Genomic DNA, 14,194 nt, shown 5'->3' with positions numbered 1-14,194 from the left:
GACCACCGCCGCTCCGGCAGTCGCCCAACCCGACGCCCCTCCCCCGCCCCCGCCGGGGTGCCCCGACGTGCAGGTGCTGTTCGCGCGCGGGACGACGGAGCCTCCCGGACTCGGGGCTGTCGGTGATGCCTTCGTCGACGACCTGAAATCGCGTGTCGCACCGAAGTCGGTCGCCGTCTATCCCGTCAACTATCCGGCGAGCCCGGACTTCCCCACCGCACTGCAGGGCGTCGTCGACGCCAGCACCCAGATCCAGAACACCGCCAACGCGTGCCCGAAGACGTCGATGGTGCTGGGCGGATATTCACAGGGCGCGGCGGTCATGGGGTTCGTCACCTCCGATGCGATCCCCGACGGGGTCACCGCCACGGACGTACCGCCGGTGATGCCGCCTACCGTCGCCGACCACATCGCCGCCGTCGCACTGCTCGGCACCCCGTCAGACCGGTTCATGGGCGTCATCAACCAACCCACCATCAAGATCGGCTCGATGTATCAACCCAAGACCGTCGAGCTCTGCGTGCCGGACGACTTCGTCTGCTCGGCCGGCAACGACATCGGCGCCCACGCCCGCTACATCTCCGACGGCCTGGTGAACCAGGCTGCCGACTTCGCGGCCACCAAGGTCGCCGAGCACCCCGAAACCCAGCCGGCGCGCTGATTCACAGCCGCAGAGCAACCTCGACGAATTGATCACCCGGCACCCAAACACTCGGCTAGACAGAGCCTCTCGCGAATACAGTCGATGGTGACGACGCGATCTATTCGTTGAGCAATGAGGTGCGTGCCGCCATCAGGCCCACGTCACCGGCCGAGGTGCGCAGAAGTCTCGCTTGCACGCGTGTCGATCCACGACACCCGGGTAACCGAACCGAGGTGCAGACCATGGAGATGACTGTCCTGGACCCCCGCACCGGCGACACCGTCGCGCGCGTTCCGATCGCCAGTGAGGCCGAATGCGGTGCGGCTGTGGACCGGGCGAGCACCGCTTTTCCCGCATGGGCACGTACCGCCGCAGCGGATCGGGCCGCGGCGGTCGATGCTGCCGCCGACGCTGTCGCAGCCGCCGCAGAAGATCTGGCCGAGCTCAACGAACGTGAAACCGGAAAGCCGCGTGACGACGCCCTCGGGGGCGTCGAAGCCGGCATCGGCACGCTGCGGCAATACGCCCAACTCGGGCCCGTTCACCGGGGGCGCAGCCTCCTGGGTGGGTGGTCTGCCACCGACATGATGGTGCCCGAGCCGCGCGGCGTCGTCGCGGTGCTGACGCCCTGGAACGATCCCGTCGCCGTGGCCGCCGGCCTCATCGGCGCCGCGCTGGTCACCGGAAACACGGTGGTCCACAAACCCAGCGAGCGGTGCCCCTGCACGGGACGCCGATTCGCCGAGCTGCTGGCCGCGGCTCTTCCGCAAGGAGTGCTCGAGATCGTCGACGGCGACGGCTCCGTCGGCGCCCGACTGGCCGCGGCGCCGGCGGTCGACGTGGTGGCTCACGTCGGAAGCAGCGCCACCGGGCGGGCCATCGCGCTGGCGTGTGCGCAGCGAGGCGCGAAGGCGCTGTTGGAGAACGGCGGCAACGACGCGTTGATCGTCGACGACGGGGTGTCGGCGCGATGGGCGGCCGAGGAGGCAGCGCAGGGCGCCTTCGCGAACGCGGGCCAGATCTGCGTCGCGGTGGAACGCATCTACGTGGTCGAGGCGGCGGCGGATGCGTTCCTCGCTGCCCTCGCCGACGAAGCGTGCCGGTGGGAGACCCGCATCGGTCCGCTGGTCGACGAGCGACATCGCGAACATGTCCATGGTCATGTCACCGACGCGGTCGACCGCGGGGCTCGGGTTCTGGTGGGCGGTGTGCCGCGGTCGGGACCGGGGACCTACTACCCGCCCACCGTCCTGACCGAGTGCACACCGGACATGGTGCTGATGCGAGAAGAGACGTTCGGACCGGTGGCGCCGGTTCGCTCGGTCCCCGATTTCGAGGCAGCGCTCACCGAGGCTGCCGACGACCGCTACGGGCTCGCGGCCACAGTGCTCACGGCGGACATGGCCCACGCCCAGGAGGCGTGGCGTTGCCTGCCGGTGGGAACAGTGAAGATCAACGCGGTGTTCGGCGGCGCGCCCGGGGGTTCCGCCGAGCCGCGACGCGCCAGCGGCTCGGGGATCGGGTACGGCCCCGAACTGCTCGACGAGATGACCGCATCGAAGGTGATGCACTGGTCATCACCTGGCCAATAGCATTGCACGACAACATTTTCCGAGGAAGGACCGATACCATGCCGAAGACCACCAAGTCGGGCGAGCCGAAACAGAGCGAGCTACCCAGCACGCTGCAGAAGTCCGACGACAAGGCTCAGCGCACCTTCGCCAAAACCCATGATGCGGCTGCCGAGGAGTACGGCGAAGGGGAACGCGCCTACCGGACCGCCTACAGCGCGCTCAAGCACAGCTTCGAAAAGGTCGGCGACCACTGGGAAGAAAAGGATCAGCGCGGCCCGTCCGACGAGAGGGCAGAAAGCGGCGGCCCGAACGCGTCCGGAGAGACCGCCGAGGGCGTCAACGCCAACGCCACCAAGAAGCACCTGACGGACCTGGCGAAGCGGCTCGACATCACCGGTCGCTCCAGGATGAGCAAGGAAGAACTGGTCGAGGAGATCAAGAAGGCGAACCGGCGGGAGAGCCGCCGCGACGCCTAGGGCTTCCCGGTGCGTTCGCGATGCTTGCACCCTGGCCAGCAGCAGGGCCGGCGCTTACCTTCCTCGAGCTCTTCCTGCGTGCGCCGGATGCGCCGTTCCCGCGTCCCGGCCTGCTTGGCGTCGCTGACCCAGCAGATGAATTCGTTGCGTGCCAGCGGTGTGATGTCGTTCCACGCGCTCAACGCGACCGGGTTGTGTTCCAGCGCCGCTTTCAAGTCGTCGGGCAGATCATGCACCACACCGCCGAGAACCTCGCCGACCGCCATGGCGTCAGGGTAAACCGGTCCGCGCGACGACGGCCGAAACCGAGGCGGGGATGTCCCGGCGCGAGTTCGATACCGGCGCCCCGTACGTCTGACTGACCGGGATCACGCCCGTCCACGCGTCGCCCTCGGGTTCTGCGGCCGGCCCGCTGCGCTGCTTGGCCACCCAATTGTCCTCGGCGATCGGCAATTCCAACACCAGGGTCGCGGCCACCTCACTCGCGGAGTGGGGCGGGCACTCGGTGGGACGGCCCGGCAGGAGCGCATCGGTGAAAGTGTCGAGCGCCGCCGAGCGTTCGGTCTTGTCGACGACGCGGCAGGTACCGCGCACCACCGCCGAGCGGTAGTTCGCGGAGTGGTCGAACTGACGCTCAGCGACGACGATGCCGTCGAGGAGGAACGCACTGACAGCGACCGGAGCACCGGCAGCGGCGTGGCGCAGCGCGCCCGCTCCCGTCGAGCCGTGGATCAGCAGGCGGTCACCGTCGCGGACCACCAGCGTCGGGATCACCCACGGCTGACCGTCGATGACCGTCGAGACAGTGGCGACCACGCATTCGTCGAACACGGCGTCGACCAGGTGCCGATCGCCACGCCGGTCGGGCTTGCGCGTCAGGTCACTCAGCACGTTGCTCACGCCCGTCAGTCAAACGTGTGCCCGTCGTGCGGAGCAACAGATTTCTGCAGAAGATGAATTGCCGTCCGCGTCCACAGACTCCGGCCATATGCTGGGCGGCACGCCCTCGCAGTCTTGCGGGGGCGAACTGAGGGGGAACACGCCTGTGTCGACCAGTTACCTGGCGCTCGAGCTCGCCGCGGCGGAGCATGCGGGGCGGTGGGTGGGTTACATGGTCGCGCAACTGGCTGTCGTGGGTGGCACCCCGCCGGGCCGGCCGTAGTCGAGGGGGCATGGAGCGGCTCCTGCGGTCCGTCGAGCACTACGACTGGATCACCGATTTCCTTGAGACACGCGGCCTGAAAGATCGGACGCGGTTCTGGCTGGCGGCCACCACGGCGGCGATGACGGCCGGCGTGCTGACGCTGCTGTTCGGCGCCGGGCACCCCAACAGCGCCATCGGTCGAACGATGATGTGGCTGGCGGTGGCCGGCGGGGTCTTCGGCACGGTGCTCTTCCTGTGGCGCTGGCCGTCTCGGCAGTGGTCGCAGGTCTACGTGGCCGCGACCACCCTGTCGATCACGCTGGCCTGTCTCGCCTATCCGGACCCGTTGGCCGCGCTGCTGGGCTGTATCGCCTTCGCCACGGTCGTCAGCTATGCCGCGTTCTTCCATTCACCCCGGGTGGTGCTGGGCGTCCTGCTGTTGGTCACCGGTGTGGCGATCAGTCAGACCGTGGCGGTCTCGCTCGAGGGGCGCCCGGCGATGGCGTTGGTCGACCTCTTCTTGATCCTGCAATGCAGCTACGGTGTCGGACTGACCTTCTACACCCTGGTTCGAACACTGCGAGGCGATCTCGCGATCGCCGACCTCGACCCGCTGACCGGTCTGCTCAACCGTCGGGCATTCCGCACCATGGTGCAGACACGGATCCTTCACCACCGCGACGATGAAGGTTATCTGCTCGCCGCCTTGCTGGACCTGGATCGGTTCAAAGCGGTCAACGACACCCGCGGCCACGCGGCGGGAGATCAGGCCCTGGTCGCGGTTGCCGAAGCCCTGCGCACGACCGCCACCTCCAGCACCGTCATCGCCCGCAGCGGCGGCGAGGAGTTCCTCTTCGCCGACATCGTCACCTCCGAAGAGGCCGCCTTGCGCTACGAGCAGGTGTGCGCAGCCATCGCAGGGCTGCCCTGCGAAATCACCGGGAGCATCGGTACCGCGCTGGTAGAGGTGAGCCTGGTGAGCGAGGACTCGTTCGACGTGATGCTGGATCAGCTCATCACCGCCGCCGACAAGGCCATGTACGACGCCAAGCACGACGGGGGCAACCAATGCCGCCACCATGGCCCCGTCATCTGACACCCTGAGCATCATTCGAGGGCGACGATGTACGACAGCTCCCACGCCTCGCCCGAACGCCAGGCCTCTTCGAATGCACTCTCTGTCAACGCCACTCGTGTCTGCGCGAGCAGCTCCTCTGTGCCGGGGCGGCGCGGCCACACCATGGCCGCCCGTCGAGTGTGGGTGTAGGCCGCGGCGTACAGACTCGCTGCCCGGACGTGCGATCCCCGCTGGGTCTCGTAGTTCGCCCGGTTCTCGATGAACATTCCAGCGGTGGTGCCGCCGGCGGCCAGATGAGCGTGCATGACGCGACGCACCCAGGGGATGCCCCGCTCGGGATCGCCGTGCAGCACGGCCGCGGTCATCGGCGTCGCGGCCGTCATCCACGCAGCTACCGCGTTACCCGCTGCCACAGCATCCTCGTACAGCTGCTCAGCGTTTTCGGCGGCCTCGTCGAGGGCGCCGCCCACGGCTCGGGCGGTGCAGCCGAGAACCTCTGCCAGCAAGAGCAATTGGGGATCTCCAGAGCGGACGGCCACACTCTGCAACGCGGCGTCGACGGCGACGATGAGGTCCGCGTCGGGATGGACCCATAGCCCGCTGCCCAGAGTCACCAGTGCCTCGCCGACGGCGACCAGATCGCTCGCGGGCAGGACGGGAACGCGCTCGACGGCTTCTCTGACCAGGGGCCGCGCGGCTTCTACTCGACCCTGCACGGCGACCGCGGCTGCCAGCACGAGCGTGGCGCAGACCCACCCCGCGGCATCCGTCTCGTCGGCCACGTCGCGGGCGAGGCGGAGCCAGCGCTCGGCCTCGATCACTCTGGTCCGGAAATACCAGTAGAAGCCGAGAGCAGCGCACAGGCGGGCCGCCCGGGGGTCCGGTCGATCGACCAGGACATCGGACAGCGTCGCCCGGATCGTCGCGTCGTCAGAGTCGAGCGCCGCGAACCACTCGTGCTCGCCGGCCATTCCGAGCCGGGGACGGGAGGCGACGAGGTCGACCGCCCACTGGTTGCGGCGCGCCGTCGCCAGCTCGACATCGTCGCCGATCCGCAGCTGGTGTGCGGCATGCGCCCGCACCGTGGCAAGCTGGCGAAAGACGCTGTTGCGCCGAGATTTACGACCGGCCATGGGTGCGAGCATCGAGCAGTGCACGAGGGCGGCGAGGGCATCGCCGACGTCCTCGGCCGGCAGATCGCCGACGACGGCGGTGGCCGCGGCGGCGGAGAACTCTCCTGGGAGTACGGCGATGCGCCGGTGGACAAGTTGCCCGACCGGGTCCAGCAGGCGGTGGCTCGAGTCGATCGCCGCTCGGAGCATGTCCCGGTGCCCGGGCTTTCCGAGGGCGCCGACGTCGGTGCGCGTCTGCGTCACGATATCCACCAGGCTGTGGCTGCGGGCGCGCCCGGCGGCGAGTTCGATCGCCAACGGCAGACCGTCGACGGCGACACAGATCGCGACGGCTGCCGCACGCACCTCCTCGTCGAGAGGGAGATTCGGGTCTACCCGGCCGAGGCGGTCCAGGAGCAGCTGCACCGCTGGCCCGTCGACGCCGTTTCCGTCAGTTGCCGGCAGGGCGAGCGGAGACACGCTCCATGTCACCTCTGCATCGATGTCCAGCGGGGTCCGGCTCGTCGTCAACACGGCACATCGTGAGGTGCCGTGTCCCAGGATCGTCGACACCAGGTGTGACACCGCTGCGACGACATGTTCGCAGTTGTCGAGGATCAGCAGCATTCGACGACCGCGACAGTAATTCGCCAGATCTTCCAGCGGCGTCGAGGCGGGCACCGACACGATGCCGATCGTCGAGATCACGGCGTTCACAACAAGATCGGCGTCATCGAGCATGGACAGATCGGCGAACCACACTCCGTCCGGGAACCGGTCCGCGGCGGTGCGACCGACCTCGATGGCCAGGCGAGTCTTCCCGATCCCAGCAGCACCGGTCAGCGTCACCAACGACTCGGAGTCGAGCAGCGCGCTCAGGTGCGTGACGTCGGTGGCTCGACCGAGCAGAGGTGCCAGACTCGGCGGCAGGTGAACGTCGCGCGCCGCCGGCGTGCGCGGCGAGCTACGAGGGGCACCGTCGAGCGCCGAATCCTGCTGCAGGATCTTGGCGTGCAGCGTCCGCAATTCGCTCCCGGGCTCACTGCCGAGCTCGTCGATCAGCGCGGACCGGGCGCGCTGGAACGCCGCGAGCGCTTCGTCCGGCCGAGCGCTGCGATAGAGCGCGAGCATCTGCTGCGCGCGCAGACGCTCCCGGAATGGCGCGTCGGCGATCAACGGCTCGAGATCAGCCAGTGCCTGCTCGACGCGCCCGACCGCGATGAGGGCGTCAATACGGGCTTCGCAGGTGTGCCCGCGCAATTCGTCGAGACGCGCAACCGCGGGTTGCGCCCACGGTTGCTCACCCAGCGATCCGTAGGGCTGCCCACGCCACAGTTCAAGGGCCTCATCGGCCCGCATGATCGCGTTGTCGGCCTTGCCCACCGAGAGCAGATCATCGACGTCGCGGCTCAGTCGTGCGAACGCCACGGAATCGACAGCGTGGCCGTCGGCCACGAGACGGTACCCGTTGTTCTCGTTGAGGAGAACGGTCGGAGGCTGACGCTGCGCGCGGTGTGGTTCGAGGAGTTGGCGCAGCCTCCAGACGTGAGACTCCAACGTCGACACCGACGCGTCCGTCGCATCACGGCCCCATGTCGCATCGAGCAGCGCCTCCACCGACACCCGGCGGTTGGCGTGGATGACGAGCATCGCCAGGATCGTCGCTGCACGCGCCCCGGCCACCGGGCGTTCGACCCCGTCCACGGTCACCGTCAGCGCGCCGAGGTCACGCACTCGCATACGTCGAACTTAGCTCGCGGACAGCCAGTGGAGCGCCGTTGGAGCGATGTTGGAGCGGAATCGGCGACTGTGATGGCGAGCCCCACCCCGCAGCGGTGGGCCACCGAAGAAAGCGAGTCATCATGCCCGTCTACCAGTGCGTCACCTCCGGCATCGACCTGACCGAGGAGCAGCGCGACCGGATCGCGACCGGGATCACCACGATCCACCACGACGAGACCGATGCCCCCGAACCCTTCATTCGCGTCGTGTTCACACCCCTGCCGCTCGGTCTCATGTACACCGCGGGCAAGGTCGAGCCGTCGATCATCATCAACGGCGGAATCCGTTACGGCCGTAGCGAAGTGATCCGACGAGCGATCATGGAGAAGCTGCACCGGCTAGCCGTCGAGGTCACCGGCAGCCCCGAGGACCACGTCCTCATCGTCGTTTCCGACACCCCCAACGGCTGGGCCATGGAGGCGGGCATCATGATGCCCGAGCCGTTCCCGGAGGCCGAGGCCGCATGGTTCCAGGCGCTGGCGGACAAATTGCCCGCGCGCTTCGCCGCGACCAGCGCGGGCTGACGGCACGGCGATGACGGTGACTCCCCTCGTCACTGCGATGATCGGCGCCGCCGTCGTCCTCGCCGGTGCGCTGGTCGCCCGCAGCGCCACGCGGTACGCCGCCGGCCTGGAGGCTGCCCAACGCCGGCGCGACGCCGAGCTCGTCTCGCTACGCGAATTCCGGGACGTCCTGATCGATGTGCTCGCCCGCGTGAGCGCGTATCGCTATGCGCTCACGCGGGTCGCTCGAGACACCCCGGCGGCGCATCGACCGGAAGCGGCCAACCAGTTCCTCGAGAGCATCGAGGGATACGGCGGCTTCCGGGTGAGCATCGCCGAGCAGATGGAACGGCTGCGCAACCTCGCGCGCTGCCTTCCCTGGCCGGATCTGAGGGAGGCCTTCGATCCGCTCGACCGCATCCTGGCCGAGGCAGCGCGTCCCCGCGACGCGTCGCTGCGAATCGACGAGGATGCGATGCTGCTCGAGAACTTCGTCGACCGCTTGGCCGACCGGCACCGCCAGCTCGTGGCGTCCTACCCGACACAGCCGTGATCGATCACCGCTGTCAATCGGTCCACGCCTGCGCGGCGACGCGGTGGAAGTTCCCGCCGAGGACAGCCTGGATGTCGCGGTCTGCCCAGCCCTGGCCGCGAAGATGTTCCCCGAGCGTGATGAACGTTTCGGGGGGCATCCACTGGATCGGACCCCAGCGGGTGTAACTGTCATCGAAACACTCTGGGTTGCGGGACATCTCGTCATTGAAGTCAGCGTGATCGAAGGAATGATCGCTGCTGACCCCGACGTGATCGATGCCGACCAGATCTATGGCGTGGTCGAGGTGGCGTTGCATCGCCTCCAGCGTCGGGATGTTCGGCCCGAGGAAGATCCCCACCCCGGTGATCCCGACGACACCGCCGGTGTCCGCGCAGGCCCGGGCTTGGTCGTCGGTGATGTTGCGCGGGTGGTCCCACACCGCAGCCATACACGAATGGCTGTACACCACCGGCTTGTTCGACACCCGACACAGATCCAGACCGGTCCTTCTGCTGCAGTGCGACCCGTCCGCAACCATGCCCACCGCATTCATCTCGGCGACCATGGCCTCGCCCCACCGTGTCAGCCCGCCGTCGTGGACGTCCAGGCATCCGCTGCCCGCGCGGTTGGCGTGGTTGTAGGTCGGGAGCAGGGTTCGCACGCCGAGACCCGCCAGAGTCGCGAGGTTGTCGAGGTCGTCATCGAGCGGATGCGAATCCTCCAGGTCGAACACCACCGCGATCCGGCCGGCGGCCGTGATGCGCTCGACATCGTCGACACCGGCGACCAGTTCGAGACCGGGATGGTCCTCGACGCCTGACCGGAAGTGCGTCAGAAGTGCGACCGAGTCGGCGAACGACTGCGGCGAATAGCCGACATTGACCGAGACGAATGAGCCACCGGGACGCTGAAAGCGTGTCAGCGGAGCTATATCTGCATCGACCTTCAACGGCAGACAGGCGTGTTGATCCCACAGCAGCGCCACGACTACCGACGCTCCACGATCGTCACTGTGCGTTGAGCGCCACCGCGGCGCGAATCAGAGCCACGAAAGCGTCCTGGTCGAGGCCGTCGCCTTCGGCGATGTCGATGGCTCGCCGGGTGTTGCCGCCCAGACTGGAGTTGAACAGTCCCGCCGGATCATCGAGTGAGGCGCCCTTGGCGAAGGTGACTTTCACTTTGTCCTTGTATGTCTCGCCGGTGCAGATCATCCCGTCGTGGTACCACGTCGGGACACCGCGCCACTTCCATTCTTCGGTGACGTCCGGGACGGCCTTCTTGATGAGCGTGCGGATGAGCGCGAGAGTGTCACCGCGCCAATCTCCCAGCTCGTCGATCCTCGCGTCGATCTTGTCCGACGGTGAATCGGCCATGACTAACGCACCTCCTGGATGCGGATCATCGTGCCCGCCGGATCACGCAGGGCACAGTCGCGGACACCGTAGGGCTGCTCGATCGGCTCCGCAACGATGTCGACGTCACTGGCCTGGAGCCGTTCGAAGGTGCGGTCCAGATCCTTGGTGGCCAGCACGATGATCGAGTAGGTGCCCTTGGCCATCATCTCGGCGATCACGCGGCGCTCGTCGTCGGTGGCCCCCGGGTCGGCTGCGGGCGGGTGCAGGACGATGGACGTCTCGGGCTGATCGGGCGGACCCACCGTGATCCACCGCATCGTGCCGCCGCCGACGTCGAGACGGACCTCGAATCCCAGCACATCGCGGTAGAAGGCGAGCGAGGCCTCCGGATCCTCGTGTGGCAAGAACGTGGTGTGAATGGTCAAATCCATGGCTGTCACGCTAGATCCAGTGATGCCGCCGGTGCTTCTCGATTCCTGATCGGTCTGGTCACGTTCTTCTCCATGCAGGAGGGCAGCCCGGCAGCAGTGTCCGCCGTGCGGGCTCGGTAGCCGCTCGGCGACATCCCGACCAGTTCGGTGAAGCGCGTGCTGAACGTTCCCAGCGACGAGCAGCCGACGGCGAAGCACACCTCGGTGACGCTCAGATCGCCGCGTCGCAGCAGAGCCATGGCCCGCTCGATGCGCCTCGTCATCAGATACGCATAGGGCGATTCTCCGTAGGCGGCCTTGAAGCGGCGGCTGAGATGGCCGGCCGACATGTTGACGCCTCGGGCGAGGCTTTCGACGTCGAGTGGTTGCGCGTACTCGCGATCCATCCTGTCGCGCACACGTCGGAGCAGCCTCAGCTCGGCGAGATGTCCTGCGTCCGCGGCCTCGGTGCTCACTCTGCCCAGCCTGCCACCGTGTCCCTAGGACGGCATAGCGTCACGAAGCAATTCCAGCACTGCCTGCCACGCTCGTCGCGACTGCACGGCGTGGTAGCCCACCCCGGGAACGGTCGCCATCGGACCGCCGGCGTCACCGTCGGGTGAGGCCTCGACGGCCCAAAAGGCGTGCTGGGCACCGCCGAGGACGGTGACGCGCCAATCCACTCCGGCGCCCTGCAGAGCGGTACCGAAGGTGAGCAGCTGCGCGGGTGTGCACAGGGGATCCTCGGAGCCGGTGCACAACAACACTGCTCCCCCGACTTCTTTCCAGTCCTCGGGGTGAGCAGCCCCCGGCAGACCGGGGTGAATCGCCGCGAGCGCGATGAAAGGCGCTCCGTCACGGGCGAGTTCGAGGACGATCCGGCCACCTGCGCCGAATCCGAGTGCAGCGAGCCGCTTGTGGTCGACGCCGGGTTCCGCCGAGAGCACATCGAGCGCCTTGTTCCCGATCGCGAGCATGCGCGCCGTATCGTCCAACAACGGCATGACTCGGGCCAGCATCGCCTTCGGCCGCCCGAAGTACGTCTGCCCACCGTGATAGTCCATGGCGAAGGCGACGTACCCGTGCTCGGCGAGGACGTCGGCGCGCGAACGCTGATACCCGTCGAGACCGACCCCGTCGTGACCGATCAGCACGGCGGGCCACGGACCCGCGCCATCGGGCCGGGCCAGGTAACCGACCATCGTCATCCCGTCGACCACGTACGTGACATCTCCTGCGGCGGTCATGAACTCACCCTAGGAACCGGCCGCTGCGTCCTGCATCGACTTTCGCCCTGGGCACAAACTGCGGTTCACGACCGGGGTGGCTCTAGCATTCGCATGTGATCGCATCCACGGGTGCTGTCAGCGGGTCTGTGGCACGAACGACGGGCCCGTGGTCGTTCTCGACGGGATAGCCTTCTCGGGCCCAGTACTCGAACCCGCCGATCATCTCTCTGACGTGATATCCCAGCCTCGCGAATTCCAGCGCGGCACGCGTGGCGCCGTTGCAGCCGGGCCCCCAGCAGTACGTCACAACCGGCACCTCCACGGGAATCTCGCGTGGTGCGCGGGCCGCGATCTCTCCTATCGGCATGTGAACAGCCCCGACGGCCCGACCCTGGACCCACGCGCGCTCACCGCGGGAATCCACCAGGACGACACCGACGCAGCGCATCTGGTCGGCGAACACATCCGAGGCATCAGTCTCGAATGCGAGCTTGCCGGCGAAATGAGCGATGCGGAGGTCTGTCGAGGCATCAGTAGTTGTCATGGACCAAAGGCTATTGGCGGCCCCGGGGCTACGAACAGGCCGATTTCACTGCATCTCGGCCGCTTCGGCGCCATTTCTGTGGCAGTCTCGCTGTGTGGCCGCGATTATCCCTTTCGAACCCGACAGGGTCGATACGGCCATTCTGGAAGCGTTGCAGGCCAACGGAAGACAGAGCATCGCGGAGCTGGCCAGGCACATCAACATGAGCCACAGCGCCGCCGCCGAACGCGTCCGCCGACTGGAAGAATCCGGTGTGATCAGCGGATACGGGGCCCACGTCGATCCCGAACGACTCGGATTCACGATCCTGGCCTTTCTTCGACTGCGCTACCCCAGCAGCAGCTACGGGCCGCTGCATCGACTCCTCGCCGACCTGCCCGAGGTCACTGAGGCGCACCACGTCACCGGAGACGACTGCTTCATCATGAAGGTCGTCGCCACCAACATGAAACACCTCGAGCAGATCAGTGGTCGGATCGGCGCCCTCGGCAGCGTCACGACCAGCGTGGTCTATTCCTCGCCACTCCCGCCCAGACCGTTGTTGCCACCGAACTGACCATTCGCCCTTGACCTCAATGGCGGTTGAGTTTCTAGCGTGTGGGCATGAGACCAGAGATGCAGCCCGCCGCGCAACAACCATTGGGATTCTGGACGGTACGCGCAGGAGAGGCCATAGGTGCACGCACTCGCGGGAGATTGGCAGAACTCGGTGTGACTCAACCAGAGTGGTGGGTGTTACATCAGCTGTCGATGCACCCGAGCGGTAGGGAAGAGAACGAGATCATCGCCATCGTCGGCCCGAACGAGTCCGACGAGAGCATCGTCGCCGCGATCAACTCTGGCGTCGACAGAGGGTGGATCGATCGGGCGGGCAGCCGAGTTCGCTTGACGGACGATGGCGCGGACCGCTTTCACGCCGCTGCCGAGGTCCAGCGGCAGCTGAACGACGAACGGCGTCAGGGGATCTCCGACCGCGAGTACGCCACCACGATCGAGGTGTTGCAGCGGACCATCACCAACGTCGGAGGCAACGCGTGGCACTGGTGATGGGTGATCGATGCCGGACTACGCCAGTGGTGTGCCCCCCTTGGCAACGACTGTCGATCGTCAAATCAATCGACCGATGGCAGCCTGCCGTGCTCCCATGACCTGATGGATGAGTCGATTTGGCCGCTTGCCGGGCTGGCAGTGAGGACCCCACGGCTGCGGCTGCGCTATGTGACCGACGAGTTGGCTGCCGGGCTCGCGCAGCTCGCCGCTCGCGGAGTTCATGACCCTGCGACCATGCCCTTCACCACGCCCTGGACCGACGTCGCGTCACCAGAGCTCGAACAGAACACACTGCGATACTTCTGGCGGAATCGGTCGGAGACAAGCGCGGAACACTGGGACCTGAACTTGGCTGCCGATGTCGACGGGACACTCGTGGGAGTCTGCTCGATATCAACCGACGGGTTCGGCCAGCACCGCAGTGCCGAGACCGGGTCATGGATCGGAATCCGTTACCAGCGTTCCGGTCTAGGGCGCGAGATGCGGCACGCAGCTCTGCACCTCATCTTCGACGGGTTCGGCGCCGAGCAGGCCACAACCAAGGCGTGGCACGACAACGCCGCATCGCTCGCGCTCACCCATTCACTTCCCTACGTGCAGAACGGCTCGTCCCAACACACCCGAAGAGACCGCACTGACCTGCTCCTTCATTTCGCGATGAGCCGCCGGCGCTGGCAGGCTGTTCGGCGAGATGACATCAGCCTCCATGGCATTGGGGCGGTCCGGACACTACTTGGTCTGCCCTAGTCCCCGGGATCG

General features: G+C 67.1%; 18 protein-coding genes. 9 read left to right on the top strand and 9 right to left on the bottom strand.

From position 1 onward, the window contains the following. From DMB80_RS19460 to DMB80_RS19450, 3 genes are all read left to right on the top strand, one after another. Positions 1–661, top strand: a 661-nt coding sequence (locus tag DMB80_RS19460) for a cutinase family protein (RefSeq protein WP_205538783.1), incomplete at its 5' end; no start/stop codon positions are given. Positions 662–891: 230 nt separating this feature from the next. Beyond that, positions 892–2,235, top strand: coding sequence for an aldehyde dehydrogenase family protein (locus DMB80_RS19455; protein ID WP_111511359.1), 1,344 nt, complete (start codon positions 892–894; stop codon positions 2,233–2,235). Between the two features lie 38 nt (positions 2,236–2,273). Next, the gene (locus DMB80_RS19450) at positions 2,274–2,693 is read left to right on the top strand and encodes a ChaB family protein (RefSeq protein WP_111511351.1); all 420 of its coding nucleotides are present in this window, start codon (positions 2,274–2,276) and stop codon (positions 2,691–2,693) included. On the opposite strand, the gene DMB80_RS19445 is transcribed toward DMB80_RS19450, so the two are convergent. Both DMB80_RS19445 and DMB80_RS19440 read right to left on the bottom strand, forming a co-directional pair. Next, on the bottom strand, positions 2,690–2,959 hold the full coding sequence (locus DMB80_RS19445) for a YdeI/OmpD-associated family protein (protein WP_111511350.1): 270 nt from the start codon (positions 2,957–2,959) through the stop codon (positions 2,690–2,692). The genes DMB80_RS19450 and DMB80_RS19445 overlap by 4 nt on opposite strands. Before the next feature lie 4 nt (positions 2,960–2,963). Further along, on the bottom strand, positions 2,964–3,593 hold the full coding sequence (locus tag DMB80_RS19440; RefSeq protein ID WP_240431278.1) for a pyridoxamine 5'-phosphate oxidase family protein: 630 nt from the start codon (positions 3,591–3,593) through the stop codon (positions 2,964–2,966). A gap of 272 nt (positions 3,594–3,865) precedes the next feature. Between DMB80_RS19440 and DMB80_RS19435 the strand changes: the two genes are divergently transcribed. Then, positions 3,866–4,933, top strand: coding sequence for a GGDEF domain-containing protein (locus tag DMB80_RS19435; protein ID WP_111511349.1), 1,068 nt, complete (start codon positions 3,866–3,868; stop codon positions 4,931–4,933). 11 nt (positions 4,934–4,944) lie between these two features. On the opposite strand, the gene DMB80_RS19430 is transcribed toward DMB80_RS19435, so the two are convergent. Then, positions 4,945–7,767: an AfsR/SARP family transcriptional regulator gene (locus DMB80_RS19430; RefSeq protein WP_111511348.1), complete on the bottom strand. Its 2,823-nt coding sequence runs from the start codon at positions 7,765–7,767 to the stop codon at positions 4,945–4,947. Positions 7,768–7,889: 122 nt separating this feature from the next. Between DMB80_RS19430 and DMB80_RS19425 the strand changes: the two genes are divergently transcribed. Together DMB80_RS19425 and DMB80_RS19420 are read left to right on the top strand one after the other, a co-directional pair. Next, positions 7,890–8,333 carry a tautomerase family protein gene (locus DMB80_RS19425; RefSeq protein ID WP_111511347.1) on the top strand — a complete coding sequence of 148 codons (444 nt, stop codon included), beginning with the start codon at positions 7,890–7,892 and terminating at the stop codon, positions 8,331–8,333. A 10-nt stretch (positions 8,334–8,343) separates the two neighbouring features. Continuing rightward, positions 8,344–8,865, top strand: coding sequence for a hypothetical protein (locus DMB80_RS19420; RefSeq protein WP_111511346.1), 522 nt, complete (start codon positions 8,344–8,346; stop codon positions 8,863–8,865). A 13-nt stretch (positions 8,866–8,878) separates the two neighbouring features. On the opposite strand, the gene DMB80_RS19415 is transcribed toward DMB80_RS19420, so the two are convergent. The 6 genes from DMB80_RS19415 to DMB80_RS19390 all read right to left on the bottom strand — a co-directional run bounded on the left by DMB80_RS19415 (position 8,879) and on the right by DMB80_RS19390 (position 12,385). Next, entirely contained in the window at positions 8,879–9,832 is a 954-nt protein-coding gene (locus DMB80_RS19415; RefSeq protein WP_111511345.1) for a dipeptidase, read from the bottom strand. Between the two features lie 22 nt (positions 9,833–9,854). Next, positions 9,855–10,220 (bottom strand): DUF1801 domain-containing protein, encoded by a 366-nt coding sequence (locus DMB80_RS19410; protein ID WP_111511344.1) that lies wholly within the window; start codon positions 10,218–10,220, stop codon positions 9,855–9,857. A gap of 2 nt (positions 10,221–10,222) precedes the next feature. Further along, on the bottom strand, positions 10,223–10,633 hold the full coding sequence (locus DMB80_RS19405; protein ID WP_111511343.1) for a VOC family protein: 411 nt from the start codon (positions 10,631–10,633) through the stop codon (positions 10,223–10,225). Positions 10,634–10,638: 5 nt separating this feature from the next. Further along, a complete protein-coding gene (locus tag DMB80_RS19400) occupies positions 10,639–11,019 on the bottom strand; it encodes a helix-turn-helix transcriptional regulator (protein ID WP_111511357.1) in 381 nt (126 codons plus the stop codon). A gap of 93 nt (positions 11,020–11,112) precedes the next feature. After that, a complete protein-coding gene (locus DMB80_RS19395; protein ID WP_111511342.1) occupies positions 11,113–11,859 on the bottom strand; it encodes a dienelactone hydrolase family protein in 747 nt (248 codons plus the stop codon). Positions 11,860–11,941: 82 nt separating this feature from the next. After that, on the bottom strand, positions 11,942–12,385 hold the full coding sequence (locus tag DMB80_RS19390) for a rhodanese-like domain-containing protein (protein WP_111511341.1): 444 nt from the start codon (positions 12,383–12,385) through the stop codon (positions 11,942–11,944). A gap of 94 nt (positions 12,386–12,479) precedes the next feature. Here DMB80_RS19390 and DMB80_RS19385 point away from each other — a divergent pair, with 94 nt between their 5' ends. From DMB80_RS19385 to DMB80_RS19375, 3 genes are all read left to right on the top strand, one after another. Next, positions 12,480–12,941 carry an Lrp/AsnC family transcriptional regulator gene (locus DMB80_RS19385; RefSeq protein ID WP_240431277.1) on the top strand — a complete coding sequence of 154 codons (462 nt, stop codon included), beginning with the start codon at positions 12,480–12,482 and terminating at the stop codon, positions 12,939–12,941. A 155-nt stretch (positions 12,942–13,096) separates the two neighbouring features. Next, positions 13,097–13,432, top strand: a complete 336-nt coding sequence (locus tag DMB80_RS19380) for a MarR family winged helix-turn-helix transcriptional regulator (RefSeq protein ID WP_240431276.1) — start codon at positions 13,097–13,099, stop codon at positions 13,430–13,432. A 3-nt stretch (positions 13,433–13,435) separates the two neighbouring features. Then, positions 13,436–14,182 (top strand): GNAT family N-acetyltransferase, encoded by a 747-nt coding sequence (locus DMB80_RS19375; RefSeq protein WP_240431275.1) that lies wholly within the window; start codon positions 13,436–13,438, stop codon positions 14,180–14,182. The last annotated feature ends 12 nt before the right edge of the window (positions 14,183–14,194 follow it).

This window comes from Mycobacterium kyogaense (assembly GCF_003254575.1).
In the GTDB taxonomy this organism is placed as follows: Bacteria; Actinomycetota; Actinomycetes; order Mycobacteriales; family Mycobacteriaceae; genus Mycobacterium; species Mycobacterium kyogaense.
Note: the sequence above shows the minus strand (reverse complement) of the source record. Positions and strands in the feature narration are given on the sequence as shown.